Source organism: Micromonospora acroterricola (genome assembly GCF_003172955.1).
In the GTDB taxonomy this organism is placed as follows: Bacteria; Actinomycetota; Actinomycetes; order Mycobacteriales; family Micromonosporaceae; genus Micromonospora; species Micromonospora acroterricola.
Map to the genome: position 1 here is coordinate 1 of NZ_QGKR01000279.1, position 16005 is coordinate 16005.

Here is a 16005-nt window from a genome sequence, read left to right on the forward strand (position 1 = left end):
GCCCTCGGCGCCCACCCGCTGCGCAGTGCCCTCGGAGCCCACCCGCGGCGCAGTGCTCTCGGCGGGCGCGGCCGGCGCGCTGTCGCCACTCTGCGCGGGCGGCGTGCCGCCGGCGGTCCCGAGCGGCTGCGTGACCGTGTCCTGCCGCTCCATGAGCGCGGCGAGGCGCCGCAGACCACGGTGGGCGGCGGTCCGGACCGCGCCGGCCCGGCGGCCCAGCACCCGGCCGGCGGACTCCGCGTCGAGCCCGATCACGGCCCGCAACAGGACAGCCTCGGCCTCGCGGGGCGGCAGGGTGGCGATCAGCGCCAGGGCCGCCTCGGTGCCGATCGTCTCGCCGGCCCTCTCGGCGGTGTCCGCGTCGCTGGCCATGTCGGCGAGCGACTGCACCGGCACCGGCAGCGACGGTCGGCGCCGCAGCCGGCGCAGGTGGTCCATCGCCCGGTTACGGGCGATGGTGACGGTCCAGGCGCGGAACTCGCCGCCGGTGAAGCTCGGCAGGTCGCGGGAGACCTGCAGCCAGGTCTCCGACGCGACGTCCTCGGCGTCCGCGCCCACCAGGGCGGTCAGATACCGCAGCAGGCCGGGCTGGAGGCTGCGGTAGAGAAGACGGAAGGCGTCCTCGTCTCCGGCCTGCGCCGCGGTGACCGCCTCCGACAGCTCGGCGGTCATCCGGGGCGCCTCGACCCGATCCCCGGAGCCGGAGCACCCAAGCGGACGCGCACCGTCGGCCCGACCAGTCCCCGCACCGCCCGCACCGCCCCTCCGCCGATTGGATCGCGCCCGTGCCCATGCGGTCGGGACGGGTGTCTGGACCAGCGTCATGGCGGTCGACGGTCGACGCGCTGCCCGCCGGGCGGGCCCGAGCCGGGCTAACGCTAGGAGGGTGACCGACGGAGCGACAAGTCGGCACCACGTCACGGAAGAGTGACAATTCTCAACACCCTGGGTCGGCGCGTCGCCGTAACGTGCCGTGACCGGCGGACGCTCCCGACCTCTGGTGGCCGTTTCCCGCCCTCGACCGTCAACCCTACGCCGCGATGTGTCGGGTTTCGTCACAGGCTGTTGCCCTGCCGTTACACAGCGGCCATGTCCACACAGGTCAGACCGGATGGACCGGTGGGTACGGACCGCGCGGCCGATCAGGCGGAGCGCACTGTTCCGCGCCGCTCTGGGTACGGTAAGGCGGTGTTGTCATCGGAGGTCGTGCTCAGCGGTCGGTACCGCCTGGACGAACGTGTCGCCACCGGCGGCATGGGCGACGTCTGGCGTGCCTCCGACCTGGTCCTCGGCCGGCAGGTCGCGGTCAAGGTCCTGCTGCCGGCGCTGGTCTCCGACCCCGACTTCATCGCCCGGTTCCGGGCCGAGGCGCGCATCATGGCGGCGCTGCGGCACCCGGGCATCGTGCAGGTCTACGACTGCGGCGAGGACGACCTGCCCGACGGTGGCCGGGCGGACTACCTGGTCATGGAGTTCGTCGAGGGCGAGCCGTTGTCCAAGCGGATCGAGGGGGCCGGCCGACTCGACGTGGCCGAGACCATGTCGATCGTGGCCCAGGCGGCCCAGGCGCTGAACGCGGCCCACCGCGGCGGCATCGTGCACCGCGACGTCAAGCCCAGCAACCTGCTGGTGCAGGAGGACGGCACGGTCGTCCTGGTGGACTTCGGCGTGGCCCGTTCCACCAACGTCACCAGCATCACCAGCACCAACGCGGTGCCCGGCACCGCTCTCTACATGGCGCCCGAGCAGGCGGCCGGCCGCCCGGTCAGCGGCGCCACCGACATCTACGCGCTGGGCGCGGTCGCGTACTGCTGCCTCACCGGCGGTCCGCCGTTCACCGGTGACAACCCGCTCCAGGTCGCCGTCCGGCACCTGGACGACGAGCCGCCGGAGCTGCCGCACGACATCCCGGAGGCCGTCCGGGCCCTGGTGTCCCAGGCCCTCGCCAAGGATCCGCTGGAACGGTTCACCAGCGGCGCGGCGATGGCCGAGGCGGCGCGGTTGGCGGTGACCGGCGGCGAGCCACCGACGGCGATGGTGGCGGCCGCGAGTCCGCTGCGCGACGCCGGACCGGGCACCCGCACCGACGTGCCGCTCGGCGCGGCGGTGGCGAGCACGGTGAAGGCTGGGCGCCCGCAGCGCCGGGGGCCGCTGGTCGGCGCCGCTGCGGCCATGCTGGTCGCGCTCGTCGGGCTCGGCGCCGCACTGGGCGCGGCGCGCCACGCCGGCGAGGAGCCGGCGGTCAAATTGCCGAACACCTCGCCCACCGTGGAGCGGACCGAACAGGTGGACCTGCCGGCCGCGAACGAGCAGCTCACCGTGGGTCCGGCCCGGCCGAACCGGCCGGCCGTGCCCAACGCGACCCCGTCGGCCTCGGTCAGCGCGACGCCGAGCGCCCGGCCCAGCGGGACGCCCAGCAGCTCGCCGTCGCCGACGCCGAGCGCCACCACGGCACCGCCGCCCCCCGACCCGACCAGCACGCCGGGCGAGCCGTCGCCCTCGGCCGAGCCGTCCACGACCACGAGCGCGCCGACCGATCCAGAGGTGCCGACGGCCGGCTGAGCCGACCGGCGGCACGCACCGCGGCGAACCCCACCAGCACCGATATCCCCAAAACGGACTTACGGCGCCGAAGACCGCCCTAGGCTCTCAGCAGGTCATTTACACCATCTGCCGCAGGAGCCTGGGTGAGCGCTGAGAAGCTGGTCGTGATCGGCCAGGGGTACGTCGGACTGCCGTTGGCCATGCGAGCCGTGGAGGCGGGCCTGGACGTGGTCGGCCTCGACGTCGACGCCGACCGGGTGAAGCGTCTCGCCTCGGGCGAGTCGTTCGTCGAGGACATCCCGACCGATCGGCTGGGTCGGGCGCTGGGCAGCGGCCGGTACCACCCCAGCACCGAGTACGCCGACGCCGAGGGCTTCGACATCTGTGTCATCACCGTGCCGACCCCGCTGCGTGACGGCACCCCCGACCTGAGCTTCGTCGAGCAGGCCGGCGTCGGCATCGGCCCGTACGTGCGACCGGGCTGCACGGTGATCCTGGAGTCGACCACCTACCCGGGCACCACCGAGGAGTTGCTGCGCCCACTTCTGGAGTCGGCCAGCGGGCTGCACAGCCCCGGCGACTTCCACCTCGGCTACAGCCCCGAGCGGATCGACCCGGGCAACCCGACGTGGCGGCTGGAGAACACCCCGAAGGTCGTGTCCGGCGTGGACCCCACGTCGCTGGCCCGGGTGGACGGGTTCTACCGGCGCCTCGTGGAGCGCACCGTGCCGGTGGACTCCACCCGCGTCGCCGAGCTGACCAAGCTGATCGAGAACACCTTCCGCCAGGTCAACATCGCGCTGATCAACGAGCTGACGATGCTCTCGCACCACCTGGACATCGACGTCTGGCAGGCGATCGACGCGGCGGAGACCAAGCCGTTCGGCTTCCTGCCGTTCCGGCCCGGCCCCGGCGTCGGCGGGCACTGCCTGCCGATCGACCCGTGCTACCTGTCATGGCAGGTGAAGCGCCGCCTCGGCCGGCAGTTCCGGTTCATCGAGCTGGCCAACGACGTCAACCACGAGATGCCCGAGCACGTCGCGCAGCGGATCATGGCCGGGTTGAACCGGACCGGCCGCGCGGTCACCGGCGCCCGGCTGCTCCTGCTCGGGCTGGCGTACAAGAAGAACACCGGTGACATGCGGGACTCCCCCGCAGTCGACGTGGCCCGGCGGTTGCAGGCCCTCGGCGCGGAGGTCCACGCCGTGGAGCCGTACGCCGAGGCGCACCAGATCCCCGCCGGTGTCACGGTGGTCGGCCTGACCGAGCGGGAGGTGCGGGCCGCGGACGCGGTGGTCGTCGTCACCGACCACGACACCTTCGACTACGAGCTGGTGGCTCAACACGCCCGCTACGTCTTCGACACCCGCAACCGGTGCGTCGGCCCGATGGTCGAGCGCCTGTAGACCCGGCACCGCTGGCCGGTCCCGCCGCGGGGGAAGATGGCGGGGCCGGCCGGCGGATGTCCGTTCGCGTCGCCGCGGTCACTGGTCGCCGAGTGCCTCGACCACCGGTCGGGACAGTGCCCGGCGGGCCGGCAACACCGAGGCGACCAGGGCGGCCAGCGCCGCGACGCCGAGGATCAGCCCGAGCTGGCCGAGCGGCAGCACCACGTGGAAGTCCCCGCCGAGGCGGGCCAGCACGGCCATCCCCGCGGCGCTCACCCCGGTCCCCAGTCCGACCCCGAGCACCGCGCCGACCAGCGCCATCAGCACCGCCTCCACGGCGAGCATGGCCCGCATCCGGCCCCGGGTCAGCCCGACCGCCCGCAGCACCGCGTTCTCCCGGGTGCGCTCCACGACCGAGAGGCTCAGCGTGTTCGCCACCCCGACCAGGGCGATCACCACGGCCAGACCGAGCAGCGCGGTGACGAAGGCGAGCAGCATGTCGACCGTGCCGGTGAGCATCTTCTTGTACGCGCCCTGGTCCATCAGGTTGACCGTCGGGTACCGGCCCACCACCGCCTCGATCGCGTCCCGGGCCTGCTGGGCGCTCACCCCGGCGGCGGGTTCGATTTCGGCCAGGTAGCCCCGCTTGCCGGGAAAGAGCGCGGCGAAGTCCGCGTCGGCCATCTCGATGACGTGACCGGCTGGCGCGGTGCCCGCGACCATGGCGGGCGCCTCGTCGGCGACCACCGCGGCCACCCGGAACGGCCGCCCGCCGACGGTCACCGGTGAGCCGACCTGCCAGCCGCGCGCCTGCGCCAACTCCCGGTGCACCAGCACCTGCCCCGGCCCGAGCCGGCCGACGTCACCGGCCAGCACCCCGGTCAGCGTTCGGCCGACCAGCGCCGGATGAGCGGCTCGAACCTCGATGTCGCCGGTGACGGTGCTGCGTTGCTCGTGCACCACGCCCAGCTCGGGGCGGGCGGCCAGCTCACCGGCGAGCGGGGCGGGCAGGTCCTGCCCGATCCCGCTGACCACGAAGTCGGTCCCGATCTCGGCGTCGACACTGCGCTCGATGCCGTCCTTGGTGCTGTGCGCGCCGACCACGAACGCCGACACCAGGCCGATCCCGATCACCAGGGCGGTGGCGGTCGCGGCGATCCGCCGTGGATTGCGGACGGCGTTGGCCACGGCCAGCGCGGCGGTCGCCCCGACCAACCGGCGGGCCGGCCAGCCGAGGGCCCGGACCAGCGCCGGGACGAGCACCGGACCGAACAGCACGATCCCGAAGAAGGCCAGGATCCCGCCGACGGCCACCAGCAGCACCTGACCGGCGCTGCCGGCGCCGGCCAGCGCGGCAACGCCGGCGGCCAGCACCACCGCGCCGGCGGTGAGCCGAAGCCGACCGGCACCCTGGCTGGGCTGCACCGCGGCGTCGGTGAGCGCGGCCACCGGGGCGACCCGGGTGCCCCGCCACGCCGGCAGCAGGGCGGCGCCGACGGTGAGGACGGTGCCGAGCAGCAGGCTGGTCAGCACGGTCGAGCCGGCCACGGTCAGCCCGCCGGAGACGGGCATGTCCACGCGGGACATCAGCAGTCGCATGCCTCCGGCGAGGGCGACGCCGAGCAGCACCCCGAGCGCGGACGCCACCACCCCGACCACGGCCGACTCCAACAGGGCGGCCCGGAAGACCTGCCCCCTGGTGGCGCCGACCAGGCGGAGCAGCGCGGTGCGCCGGGAGCGCTGGGCCAGGACGATCGCGAAGGTGTTGGCGATCACGAAGCCGGCCACCACGACGGCGACTCCCACGAAGATCAACAGCAGCATGGTGAACTGGTCCAGGGAACGGACGGCGTCCTCCACGGCCTCGTCGAGGATCTGCTGTCGGCTCCGCACGCTGGTGTCGGCGCCAACGGCGGCGCGGACCCGGTCGGCCACCGCCGTGGCGGAGGTTCCCGGCCGCGCGGCCACCATGATCCGGCCGTAACCGCGCTCGCCGGTGACCGCGAGCGCGTCCGGCCCGACGAGGCCGATGAAGGGGCCACCGACGTCGCGTGCGGTGCCGGCCACGTCGACGGTGCCGACCAGGGTGTACGGGCGGGCCGCGCTGCCGGTGCCGCCGACGCGGACGGGGGAGCCGAGGGTGAATCCCTCCTCGGCCGCCGTCGGCGCGTCGAGCACCACCTCTCCGGCGCGGTCGGGCAGCCGGCCGGCGACCACGTCGTACGAGCGCAGCGCGTCCTCCGTGGGGATGGCGGCGAGCACCGTGAAGCCGAGCACCGGTCGGCCGTCGCTGCCGAGGACACCGCCGGTGTTCGTCAGCTCCCCGGCGGCGGCGGCCACCCCGTCGACCGCCCGGACCCGGTCGACCAGGCTGGCGGGCAGCGGCTTGTCGCCGGTGGCGTAGACGCCCAGGTCGGTGTGCCGGTCGAAGGCGCCGGCCCGGTCGTACGCGCCGGCGCGCATCCCGTCGACGAGGATCAGGGTGCCGGCGATGAACGCGACACCGAGCACGACGGCCAGCGCGGAGAGCAGCATGCGCAGCGCCTCGGCGCGCAGCGAGCGCAGGGTCAGGCGGATCATCCCGGTCACCGCCCCCGTGCCGGCGCGGACCCGGCCCGCACGTCCCGGCCGGCGAGGACCGGCTCGCTCGCCGGACGTCGCCCCTCCGTCGTGGGTGGACGGGCGGGGTCGAGGTTGGCCAGGGTGTCCAGCACCTGCTCGGGGGTGGGCGCGGCGAGGTCGCCGACCAACCGGCCGTCGGCCAGGAAGACGGCCCGGTCCGCATGCCCGGCGGCGATCGGGTCGTGGGTCACCATGATCACGGTCTGGCCCAGGGTGTCGACGGCCTCCCGCAGCAGCCGCAGCACCTCCGCCCCGGAGCGCGAGTCGAGGTTGCCGGTCGGTTCGTCGGCGAAGATCACCCACGGCCTGGTGATCAGGGCGCGGGCCACCGCGACCCGCTGCTGCTGGCCGCCGGACAGCTCCGCGGGCCGGTGCCGCAGCCGGTCGCCCAGCCCCACCGCCGCCACCACCTGCCGCAGCCAGGCCGGGTCCGGCCGCCGCCCGGCGATGGCCAGCGGCAGGACGATGTTCTCCTCGGCGGTCAACGCCGGCAGCAGGTTGAACTTCTGGAAGACGAAACCGACCCGGTCGCGCCGCAACAGGGTGAGCCGCCGGTCGTCGAGCCCACCGAGGTCGGCCGCACCGATGCCCACCGAGCCGGCGCTCGGCCGGTCCAGGCCGGCCAGGCAGTGCATGAGGGTCGACTTCCCGGAGCCGGAGGGACCCATGATGGCGGTGAACCGGCCGGCGGCGACATCGAGGTCGACCCCGTCGAGCGCGACGACCGCTGCCGGGCCGCTGCCGTACCGTTTCTCGAGGCCACGAGCGGTGACCGCGACGCCGGTGCCGGCGTGGGCGGGAGGTGCGAGGGACATGCGGGCTCCCCGGTGGAGGTGTGGATCGGACCCCTCCGACGCTATGGCCGCTACGGGTCAGTCGATCTCCACCTGCACGCTCGACCTGCGTGCGTCCCGGGTCGCGGTGCGCCCGCCTCCCGGTACGACCCAGGTCGTACGCCGGGTCATCCCCCGGGCGTGACCAGCCCGCTCTCGTACGCCAGGACCACCGCCTGGACCCGGTCCCGTAGCTGGAGCTTGGCCAGGATCCGCCCGACGTGCGTCTTCACCGTCGCCTCGGCCACGTGCACCCGCGCGGCGATCTCCGCGTTGGACAGCCCCTGCGCGACCAGCAGCAGCACCTCCCGCTCCCGCTCGGTGAGCTGCGCCAGCCGGGGGTCCGCGGTCGGGCCGGCGCCGAGCTGGCCGGCGAACCGGTCCAGCAGCCGCCGCGTGATCGACGGCGCGACCACCGAATCGCCCTCGGCCACCACCCGGATCGCGGCCAGCAGCTCCTCCGGCGGGACGTTCTTGAGCAGGAAGCCGCTCGCCCCGGCCTGCAGCGCGGCGAACGCGTCCGCCTCGGTGTCGAAGGTGGTCAGCACCAGCACCCGGGGACGGCCGTCGGGCCGGGCCGCGCAGAGCCGCCGGGTCGCCTCCACCCCGTCCATGGTCGGCATCCGGATGTCCATCACCACCACGTCGGCCTCGGTGCGGGCGAGCACCCGCAGCGCGTCCGCGCCGTCGATGGCCTCCCCGACCACCTCCAGGTCGGGCTGGGAATCCAGCACCATCCGGAACCCGGCGCGCACCAGCGCCTGGTCGTCCACGATCACCACCCGGACCGTCATGCCGCGATCACCTCCGTTGCGGGCTCCGACGGTAGCGGTAGCCGCACCTCGAGCTGCCAGCCCCCGGCCAGCCGGGCACCGGCGGTGAGGCTGCCGTCGTACACCGCCACCCGCTCCCGCATGCCGAGCAGACCGTGACCGCCGGACGGCGGCGGGCTGACGAGCGGGCGGCCCTGGCCGTCGTCGACCACCCGGACCACGACGGCGCCGGCGGTGTACGCCAGGGCGAGCTCGACGCCGGCGCCGACGCCGGCGTGCTTGAGCGCGTTGGTCAGCGCCTCCTGCACCACCCGGTAGATCGTCAGCTCCAACCCGGGCGGGAGCATCGGCGGCTCGCCGTCGACGGTGTGCCGGATGAGCAGCCCGGCGTCGCGGAACCGGGCCAGCAGGTCGGGCAGCTCGGCCAGGGCCAGCCGGCGGTGCTCCGGGTCGGCGGCCACCACGGGCCCGCCCGCGCCGGTCGGGCCGGCGTCGCGCAGGACGCCGACCAGCCGGCGCATCTCCTCCAGCGCCTGCCGGCCGGTGTCCGCGACGACCTTGACCGCGGTCCGTGCCTGCTCGGGATCGCGGTCCAGCATGAACCGCGCGCCATCGGCCTGGACGATCATCACCGCCATGCTGTGCGCCACCACGTCGTGCAGCTCACGGGCGATCCGGGTGCGCTCCTCGGCGACCGCCGCGCGGGACTCGGCCTCCCGCTCGCGCTCCAGCGTGCTGGCCCGCTCCTCCAGGCTCACCACGTAGAGGCGGCGGGTCCGCACGTTCAGCGCGACCAGCCAGACCGCGCCGGTGACCAGCGCGTACCACAGCGCGGTCACCCAGTAGTTGATGACGCCCGGGGTCTGCGCGGCGGCGAGCAGCACGCCGACGGCGGCGACCGCGCCGGCGAGCACCCCGTCGCGCAGCCGCTCGCCGTACTTCATGACGCTGTAGAGGGCGATCAGGACGGCGACGTCGTAGGCGAGCGGACCCCACTGTGCGATCACCTGGACCACGGCGAGTGCCGCGACCACCACGGTCACCGCGCTCGGGTGCGAGCGGCGGAACAGCAGGGCCACCGCCATCCCCACGCCGACCAGGGTGGCCGCCCAGCCGCCCGGCTGGTTGACGGCCCCCGCCAGGCCGAAGAGCGCCACCGCGCCGGCGACGGCCACGTCGAAGGCGACGCTGCGCAGCGGGCGACCGAACATCGTGCGTCTCACGGTCACCCAGCGTACGTGCCGGAGGGCCGGCTCAGCCGGCGAGGACCTGGCGCATGCGCTCGATCTCGACGGTCTGCTCGGTGGCGACCGAGTTGGCGAACTCGTTGAGCGTCAGGTCGGAGCCGACCGTGAGCAGGTCGGTGGCCAACGCGATGGCGCCCTGGTGGTGCTCGGTCATCATCCGGACGAAGAGCCGGTCGAAGTCGGCGCCACGGGTGGCGGCCAACTGCCGCATCGCCTCCGGTGACTGCATGCCGCGCATGCTGCCGTGGTCGTGGCCGGGGGCCTCCGCGGGGAGGCCGCGGGTCTGCAGCCAGCCCCGCATCATGCCCATCTCCGGCCCCTGGCTCGCTCGGATCCGGTCGGCGAGGGCGCGGATGTCCGGGTCGGCGGCGCGGTCGGGGGCGAGCTCCGCCATCTCCAGGGCCTGGGCGTGGTGCGGGATCATCATCCGCACGAACCAGACGTCCATTGAGTTGTGTGGGGCGGGGCCGGCGTCGCGGACCTCGTGGGCGGCGCGGGTCGCCGCCGACTCACCCGGCCGGCCGGGCGCGATGACGGTCAGGTCGGTGGGAACGGGCGTGGCCGCCGGCGTGGAGGTGGCGGGCGCGGCGGCCGGCTGCCGGGCGCCCGTCCCGGAATTTCCGCCTGTGCGGACGACGACGAAGGCCACCAGTGGCAGCACGAGCGCCAGTGTGACGATCGCCAGGGTCCGTGCGCGCCGACTGGTCATGGAGCCACTCCCTGGGGTCGAGGTCATCGCGATGCTATCCATTGAGGAAGGCGCTCGCATGTGACCCAGCTCACATCGATGCTCTTCGCCGAGCGGTAAGGTGTGGACCGTCCCTCCCCCCTTGCGAAGGGCCTCGCCGATGATCAGATTCCACATGCCACGGTTACGACAACTCCGGATCGTGGGCCTCGCCGCGACCGGCCTGCTCGTCGCCAGCGTCCTCGTTGCTCCGGCAAGCAACGCCCAGGTCGTCCCGCAGTCGGCCCCTGCCGCCGCGGCCAGCAACACGATCCCCGGCGTCGACGAGATCGTGAGCAGCCCCAACCTGCGCCAGATCGCCAACGTTCCCAAGGTCGCCCCACTGGACGCGACCAACAGCGACATCGCCTTCCAGGGCAAGTACGCCTTCGCGGGCAACTACAACGGCTTCGTCATCTACGACATCTCGCGGCCGAGCGCGCCGACGGTCGCGGCCCGGGTGCTCTGCCCGGGGTCGCAGAACGACATCTCCGTCCACGGTGACCTGCTCTTCCTCTCCACCGACTCGTCCCGCAGCGACGACTCCTGCAACAGCACCACGCAGGGGGCGGACGTGAAGGGGTCGTGGGAGGGCATCAAGGTCTTCGACATCAAGGACAAGGCCAACCCGCGCTACATCAAGTCCGTCGAGACGGCTTGCGGCTCGCACACCCACACCCTGGTGCCGGGCAAGGACCGCAAGGCGGTCTACCTGTACGTCTCGTCGTACAGCCCGCGGGCCGAATTCCCGGACTGCCAGCCGCCGCACGACTCCATCTCCATCATCAAGGTGCCGCTGAAGAAGCCCACCGACGCGGCAGTGGTCTCGACCCCGAACCTCTTCCCGGACGGTGGTTTCCCGGGCAGCACGACGGGCTCGGCGACCACCGGTTGCCACGACATCACCGTCTACCCGTCCAAGGACCTGGCCGCCGGCGCCTGCATGGGTGACGGCATCCTGCTGGACATCCGCAACCGGGAGGCGCCTCGGGTGATCAACCGAGTGCGGGACACGACCAACTTCGCGTTCTGGCACTCGGCCACCTTCAACAACGCCGGCACGAAGGTGATCTTCACCGACGAGCTGGGTGGCGGCGGCGCGGCGACCTGCAACGAGGCCATCGGGCCGAACCGCGGCGCGGACGCCATCTACGACATCACCGGTCGCGGTGACGCCCGGACGATGCAGTTCCGCAGCTACTACAAGATTCCCCGCAACAACGCGGACACCGAGAACTGCGTGGCGCACAACGGCTCGCTGGTCCCGGTGCTCGGGCGGGACATCATGGTCCAGGCGTGGTACCAGGGCGGCATCTCGGTCTGGGACTTCACCGACTCGGCCAACCCGAAGGAGATCGCCTTCTGGGAGCGGGGTCCGCTCTCGGCCGACCAGTTCGTGAGTGGTGGCACGTGGTCCGCGTACTACTACAACGGCCACATCTACTCCAACGACATGGTCAAGGGCCTGGACGTCCTGGAGCTCAAGGACTGGCGTACCTGGACGGCGAACCTGACCCGGTACAAGGAGCTCAACGTGCAGAGCCAGCCCAGCTACCTGGGTTGGTAGGCACCGCGCACTGACTGGTAGGCACCGAGCACGAAGCCGGGCCCGGTCCCCGATTCCCGGGGGCCGGGCCCGGCCACGTCCGGCGGCTGTCGAGCGAGGGCGTCAGGTCATCGGCAACCGGTAGCGCCGCTCGCCCCCGCCGGTCGCGGTGACCAGCCGAACCTCGCCGCTGCGCAGCCCGTACGTCACCGACCAGCGGGTGTGCCCCTGGCGGACGGTGGCGAGCACCCGGTGCGCCGCGGTCGCGTCCAGCACCCCGCCCGCCCCGGTCAGCGTGGCGGCGATCTGCCCGTACCGGCGGTCCTCCCGGCGACGCTGCTCAGGAACCCCAGCGACCGGCACGTTGGTCAGCGCCTGCCAGCCGCCCGTGCCCCGCTCCACCCGCAGCTCGCCATCGACGAACTCGATCACCGCGGACGCGCCGGTCGCGTCGGCCAGCAGGTAGTGCAGTGCCGGCCCGCCGTCGAAGTCGAGGTTGTGCCGGGTGAACACGGCGACCGCCTCGTCGACCGTGGCGGCACGGTCCAGCACCAACCGCAGGATCCGGACCGAGCCGACGGTGGGCTTGCCCGGGTCGGGGCGGACCGTCGCCGCGTCGTCCGCGGCCAGCCCCACCGCCAGGCCCCGCTCGTTCATCCCGTCGAAGGGCAGCAGCGGCGCGTTGAGCAGCCGGCGGTCGCCGGTCGGGTCGGCGTCGACCCCGAGGTAGGACATGTCGACCAGCGAGACGGCCGCGTAGCCGTCCGGCGGATCCGTCCGCAGCACCATCGCCGGGTTGGCGTCCCAGTCGAAGTTGCGGGCGAACAACGGCCGGGTCGGGTCACCCGCGGCGACGAACAGCGAGCAGCCGAACGGGCTGGGCGGGGTGGCGTCGGTGCCCACCGTCGGGTCGTACGCGCCGACGTAGGTCATCTCGTACAGCGGCAGGTCGTCGACGCGGCGCAGGCTGGCCATGGTCTGCTCGGCCTGGGCGTCGTCCTGTCGGGAGGCGGTCGGCGTGCCGGTCGGCGGCGAGCCGGTCGGACCGGTCGACCCCGTCGAGGTGCAGGAGGTCAGGGCGAGCAGCAGGGCCGTCGTGACGGCCGGGAGGTTCCTGCGCATATCCGTTGGACGCTATGGGACCCATCGAGGGTTGTCCACCAGGACCTGCGGCCGCCCCCGCCACGCCGGCGGGTGGCCGCCGGCCAGGTCCGGGCCCGTGTCACCCGGCGGCCCGCTCGACGACGAACATGAAGCAGCCGTACACCACGTTGCGGCTGTGCAGCTGGTGCACCGCCGGGTCGGCGAACAGCTCGGCGATCACCGCCTCCGGTTCGGTGCCGTCGTGCAGCCGACCGCCGTGGATCCGGCCCTGCCGGTCGTACGCCCGCAGGACCTGGGATCGCCCCCGCCAGTCCGACGGGTGCTGGCCTGCCCGCTGCGGGCCCGGGCAGGCCACGGCGTGCGCGAAGACCGGGCCCACCTCCCGGTACGGGCCGGCGGCCACCGGCGGCGCGTAGCCGAACAGCAGCAGCGCCTCCCCCGCCTCGGCGTCGCGCAGGCAGCAGCGCAGCGGTTCCCCACCGCCCGCCGGGAGCGCCTCGACGGGGCGGCCAGCGGCGTCGCGGCGGGTGCGGCGGACGGTGTCGAGCGTCGCGGCCGGCAGGGCGCGGACGCGGAAGGCGGTGCTGGTCGTCATGCGTCCAGCCTGGCCCGGCGCCGGCGCGGGTGCTGGCGGCGATCGGACCTGGCGCTGGGGGCCGACCGGTCGGTCCCGGTGCACGGTCGGTCCCGGTGTGCGGTCGCGCGTCGGGGAACGGGTCAGCCGACCGTCGACCGGCGGGGTGGCCGGGGGCCGACCAGCCGGCGGACCATCGGCTTGGCGTTCCACTTCGCCGCCCCGACCAGGTCGCGGGCGTGCTCCAGGACGGTGTAGTCGGGCCGGGTCAGCCCGGCTGCGATCGCCCGGTCGAGGTCGTTGCCGCACCGGGTCAGCACGGTGTCGAAGTCGCGGCGGACCGGCTCCAGCAGGTCGTAGCCGAACGAGCGGTGCAGCCGGGCGAAGAGCGGCTTGTACAGCCGGACCCGCTCGTGCAGCCCGGTCGAGTACGACATCGGGTTCTTCGGCCGGCGAAGGACGTAGTCGGGCAGGACGTCGGCGAACGCCCGCCGGACGATCCACTTCTCCTGCCCGTCGCGAAGCTTCAGCTCCAGCGGCAGCCGCATGGCCAGCTCCACGACGCTGAGGTCGAGGAACGGCACCCGCGCCTCCACCCCGTGCGCCATGGCGGCCCGGTCGACCCGCTGCAACTCCGTACGGCACAGGTTGCGGATCCGGTGCAGGAACAGCCGGCGGGACGCGGTCGCGTCGACCTGCCCGTACATCGGGTACCCGCCGAACAGCTCGTCGGAGCCGTCGCCGGTGAGCACCACCTTGACCCCGAGGGCGCGCAGCCGCCGGAAGATCGGCACCGAGACGACCGCGTTGATGATGTCGCCGTACTCGGTCAGCTCGGAGACGCGGATCGCCTCGCGCACGTCGGTCAGCCGGATGTCGCGCGGCCGCAGCTCGATCACCTCGTGCGCCACCCCGAGGTCGGCGGCGAGCCGCCGGGCGTACGTCACGTCGGGGCTGTCCGGCACGCCGACCGTCACCGCGACACAGTCCGGATGCATGTCCCGCACGTGCCGCAGGGTCAACGAGCTGTCCAGCCCACCGGAGAGCACCACCCCGACGGTGAGGTCCGTGTCCACCCGCATCCGGATCGCGTCGGTCAGCGCGGCACGGACGAGCAGGGCGGCCTCGTCCGGGTCGTCGATGACCGGCAGCCCGTCGCCGAGGGTGAGCAGGTCGACGTACGGGCGCAGCCGCACCTGCCCGTCGGGGTCCGCCCAGCCGTGGTGCCCGGGTGGCACCTCGGTGATCGGGGCGCCGTGTCCGACGAGCGCCTTGACCTCGGAGGCGAGGTGCAGGCAGCCGGGTCGGCGCGACCAGTACAGCGGCTTCACCCCGAGCGGGTCGCGGGCCACGTACGCCCGGCCGGTGGCGCGCTCGACGACCGCGAAGGCGTACTCGCCGCGCAGCCGGGTCACCGCCGCCTCTCCCCACTGTTGGAAGGCGGCGAGCAGCACCTCGGTGTCGCTCTCGCTGCGGAACACGTGCCCGAGGCGGATGAGCTGCGTGCGCAGTGCCCGGTGGTTGAAGACCTCGCCGTTGAAGCAGAGCAGCCAGCGCTCGTCGGCTGAGGTCCACGGCTGCACGGCCCGGTCCCGGTCCACCACGCGCAGCCGGCGGGTGCCGGCGAGCAGTCCGCTCTCGGACCGGGTCTCGGTGACCTCGCCACGGGAGGCGAGGACGGTGAGCATCCGCCGGAAGGTCGTCGGGTCGGCCTCGGGGCCGATGCTCAGGGCGATGCCGCACATTGGCTCAGACCCCCATCTCGGCCTCGTACGCTCGGCGCAGCCGACGCCGGGCGGTGGGCGCGAGACAGAGGTGCCAGGCCTGCCCCTCGTCGATCACGTTGAGGTCCCCGGCCTCCTGCCGGGCCAGCAGCAGCTCCGCCAGCGCCTCCCGCGCGCCGAAGCGCTCGTACCAGTCCAGCTCGACGTCCATGGAGTAGCCGAGGCAGTGCCCACTGGGCAGCATCGCGGCGTACCCCAGGCGGCGCAGCCGGTACTGGTGTTCGGTGCTCCGGACCAGGCTGGTCACCCAGAGCGGCGGGGTGGCGGGCGGCGCGGCGGCGGCGAACTCCCGCCCGAGGTCGTTGAGCATCGCCACCACCTCGCGTCGGGCGCGCCGGAAGAGCAGCCCGGCGGTGCGCGGGGTGGCGTCCGGCCGCAGCCGCCGGCGCAGCCCGCGCGCGGCCCGGCCGACGATGGTGCTGGGCTGCTCCTGGTAGCGGAAGCGCAGCAGGTCGCGGCGGCGCAGCCACTCCAGGTCGACCAGGTCGGGGCTCCCGTTTACCTGGTCGTCGGTGACGAAGGTGGGGGCGTCCTGCCACCACAGCACGTCGATGCGGGAGAGCAGGTAGATCCGCACCAGCGCGGTGAGGTCACGCGCCGAGGTCCGCTCGTTCGGCTGGTAGCGGGCCATCTCCAGCAGCAGCGTCTCGCGCGCGCCGATCAACCCCTGCGGGGTGGCGTCGAGCACCGCCGCGAGCGCCGGCTCGCGCAGCCGCTCGTCGATGAGCACCTGCCGGGCCCGGGTGCTGGTCGCGTCGGCCAGGGCGCCGACCTCGACCAGCAGGTCGGCGACGGCCGCCCGGTAGGCGGTGAGGTCCGGCGCGTTGGCGGGGAGGCGGCGCGGGGTGGCGCCGGAGGGCCGG

Annotated in this window: 13 protein-coding genes; 3 read left to right on the forward strand and 10 right to left on the reverse strand. The window is 73.8% G+C overall.

Annotation, left to right across the window (positions count from 1 at the left end; genetic code table 11):
- On the reverse strand, positions 1-672 hold a 672-nt coding region (locus DKT68_RS24440), incomplete at its 3' end, for an RNA polymerase sigma factor (protein ID WP_109819728.1).
- A gap of 516 nt (positions 673-1188) precedes the next feature.
- On the opposite strand from DKT68_RS24440, the gene DKT68_RS24445 reads away from it, so the two are divergent.
- A complete protein-coding gene (locus DKT68_RS24445) occupies positions 1189-2562 on the forward strand; it encodes a serine/threonine-protein kinase (RefSeq protein WP_236647053.1) in 1374 nt (457 codons plus the stop codon).
- A 125-nt stretch (positions 2563-2687) separates the two neighbouring features.
- Positions 2688-3950, forward strand: coding sequence for a nucleotide sugar dehydrogenase (locus DKT68_RS24450; RefSeq protein ID WP_109819730.1), 1263 nt, complete (start codon positions 2688-2690; stop codon positions 3948-3950).
- A 78-nt stretch (positions 3951-4028) separates the two neighbouring features.
- Here the strand turns inward: DKT68_RS24450 and DKT68_RS24455 are convergent, their stop codons facing one another.
- From DKT68_RS24455 to DKT68_RS24475, 5 genes are all read right to left on the reverse strand, one after another.
- Positions 4029-6512, reverse strand: a complete 2484-nt coding sequence (locus tag DKT68_RS24455; RefSeq protein ID WP_109819740.1) for an ABC transporter permease — start codon at positions 6510-6512, stop codon at positions 4029-4031.
- Positions 6513-6517: 5 nt separating this feature from the next.
- Positions 6518-7369 (reverse strand): ABC transporter ATP-binding protein, encoded by an 852-nt coding sequence (locus tag DKT68_RS24460; protein WP_109819731.1) that lies wholly within the window; start codon positions 7367-7369, stop codon positions 6518-6520.
- Positions 7370-7515: 146 nt separating this feature from the next.
- Positions 7516-8181 carry a response regulator gene (locus tag DKT68_RS24465; protein ID WP_109819732.1) on the reverse strand — a complete coding sequence of 222 codons (666 nt, stop codon included), beginning with the start codon at positions 8179-8181 and terminating at the stop codon, positions 7516-7518.
- Positions 8178-9389: a sensor histidine kinase gene (locus tag DKT68_RS24470; RefSeq protein ID WP_109819733.1), complete on the reverse strand. Its 1212-nt coding sequence runs from the start codon at positions 9387-9389 to the stop codon at positions 8178-8180. The genes DKT68_RS24465 and DKT68_RS24470 overlap by 4 nt, the downstream gene beginning before the upstream one ends.
- Before the next feature lie 25 nt (positions 9390-9414).
- The gene (locus tag DKT68_RS24475) at positions 9415-10116 is read right to left on the reverse strand and encodes a DUF305 domain-containing protein (RefSeq protein WP_109819734.1); all 702 of its coding nucleotides are present in this window, start codon (positions 10114-10116) and stop codon (positions 9415-9417) included.
- 139 nt (positions 10117-10255) lie between these two features.
- Here DKT68_RS24475 and DKT68_RS24480 point away from each other — a divergent pair, with 139 nt between their 5' ends.
- Complete coding sequence (locus DKT68_RS24480; protein ID WP_109819735.1) at positions 10256-11701, forward strand: LVIVD repeat-containing protein; 1446 nt, start codon at positions 10256-10258, stop codon at positions 11699-11701.
- Between the two features lie 102 nt (positions 11702-11803).
- On the opposite strand, the gene DKT68_RS24485 is transcribed toward DKT68_RS24480, so the two are convergent.
- From DKT68_RS24485 to DKT68_RS24500, 4 genes are all read right to left on the reverse strand, one after another.
- On the reverse strand, positions 11804-12802 hold the full coding sequence (locus DKT68_RS24485) for a linear amide C-N hydrolase (protein WP_109819736.1): 999 nt from the start codon (positions 12800-12802) through the stop codon (positions 11804-11806).
- 100 nt (positions 12803-12902) lie between these two features.
- Complete coding sequence (locus DKT68_RS24490) at positions 12903-13379, reverse strand: DUF1203 domain-containing protein (protein ID WP_109819737.1); 477 nt, start codon at positions 13377-13379, stop codon at positions 12903-12905.
- A 122-nt stretch (positions 13380-13501) separates the two neighbouring features.
- Positions 13502-15103, reverse strand: coding sequence for an asparagine synthetase B family protein (locus DKT68_RS24495; protein WP_109819738.1), 1602 nt, complete (start codon positions 15101-15103; stop codon positions 13502-13504).
- Between the two features lie 4 nt (positions 15104-15107).
- The coding region (locus DKT68_RS24500; protein ID WP_109819739.1) for a DUF5715 family protein at positions 15108-16005 on the reverse strand (898 nt) is incomplete at its 5' end.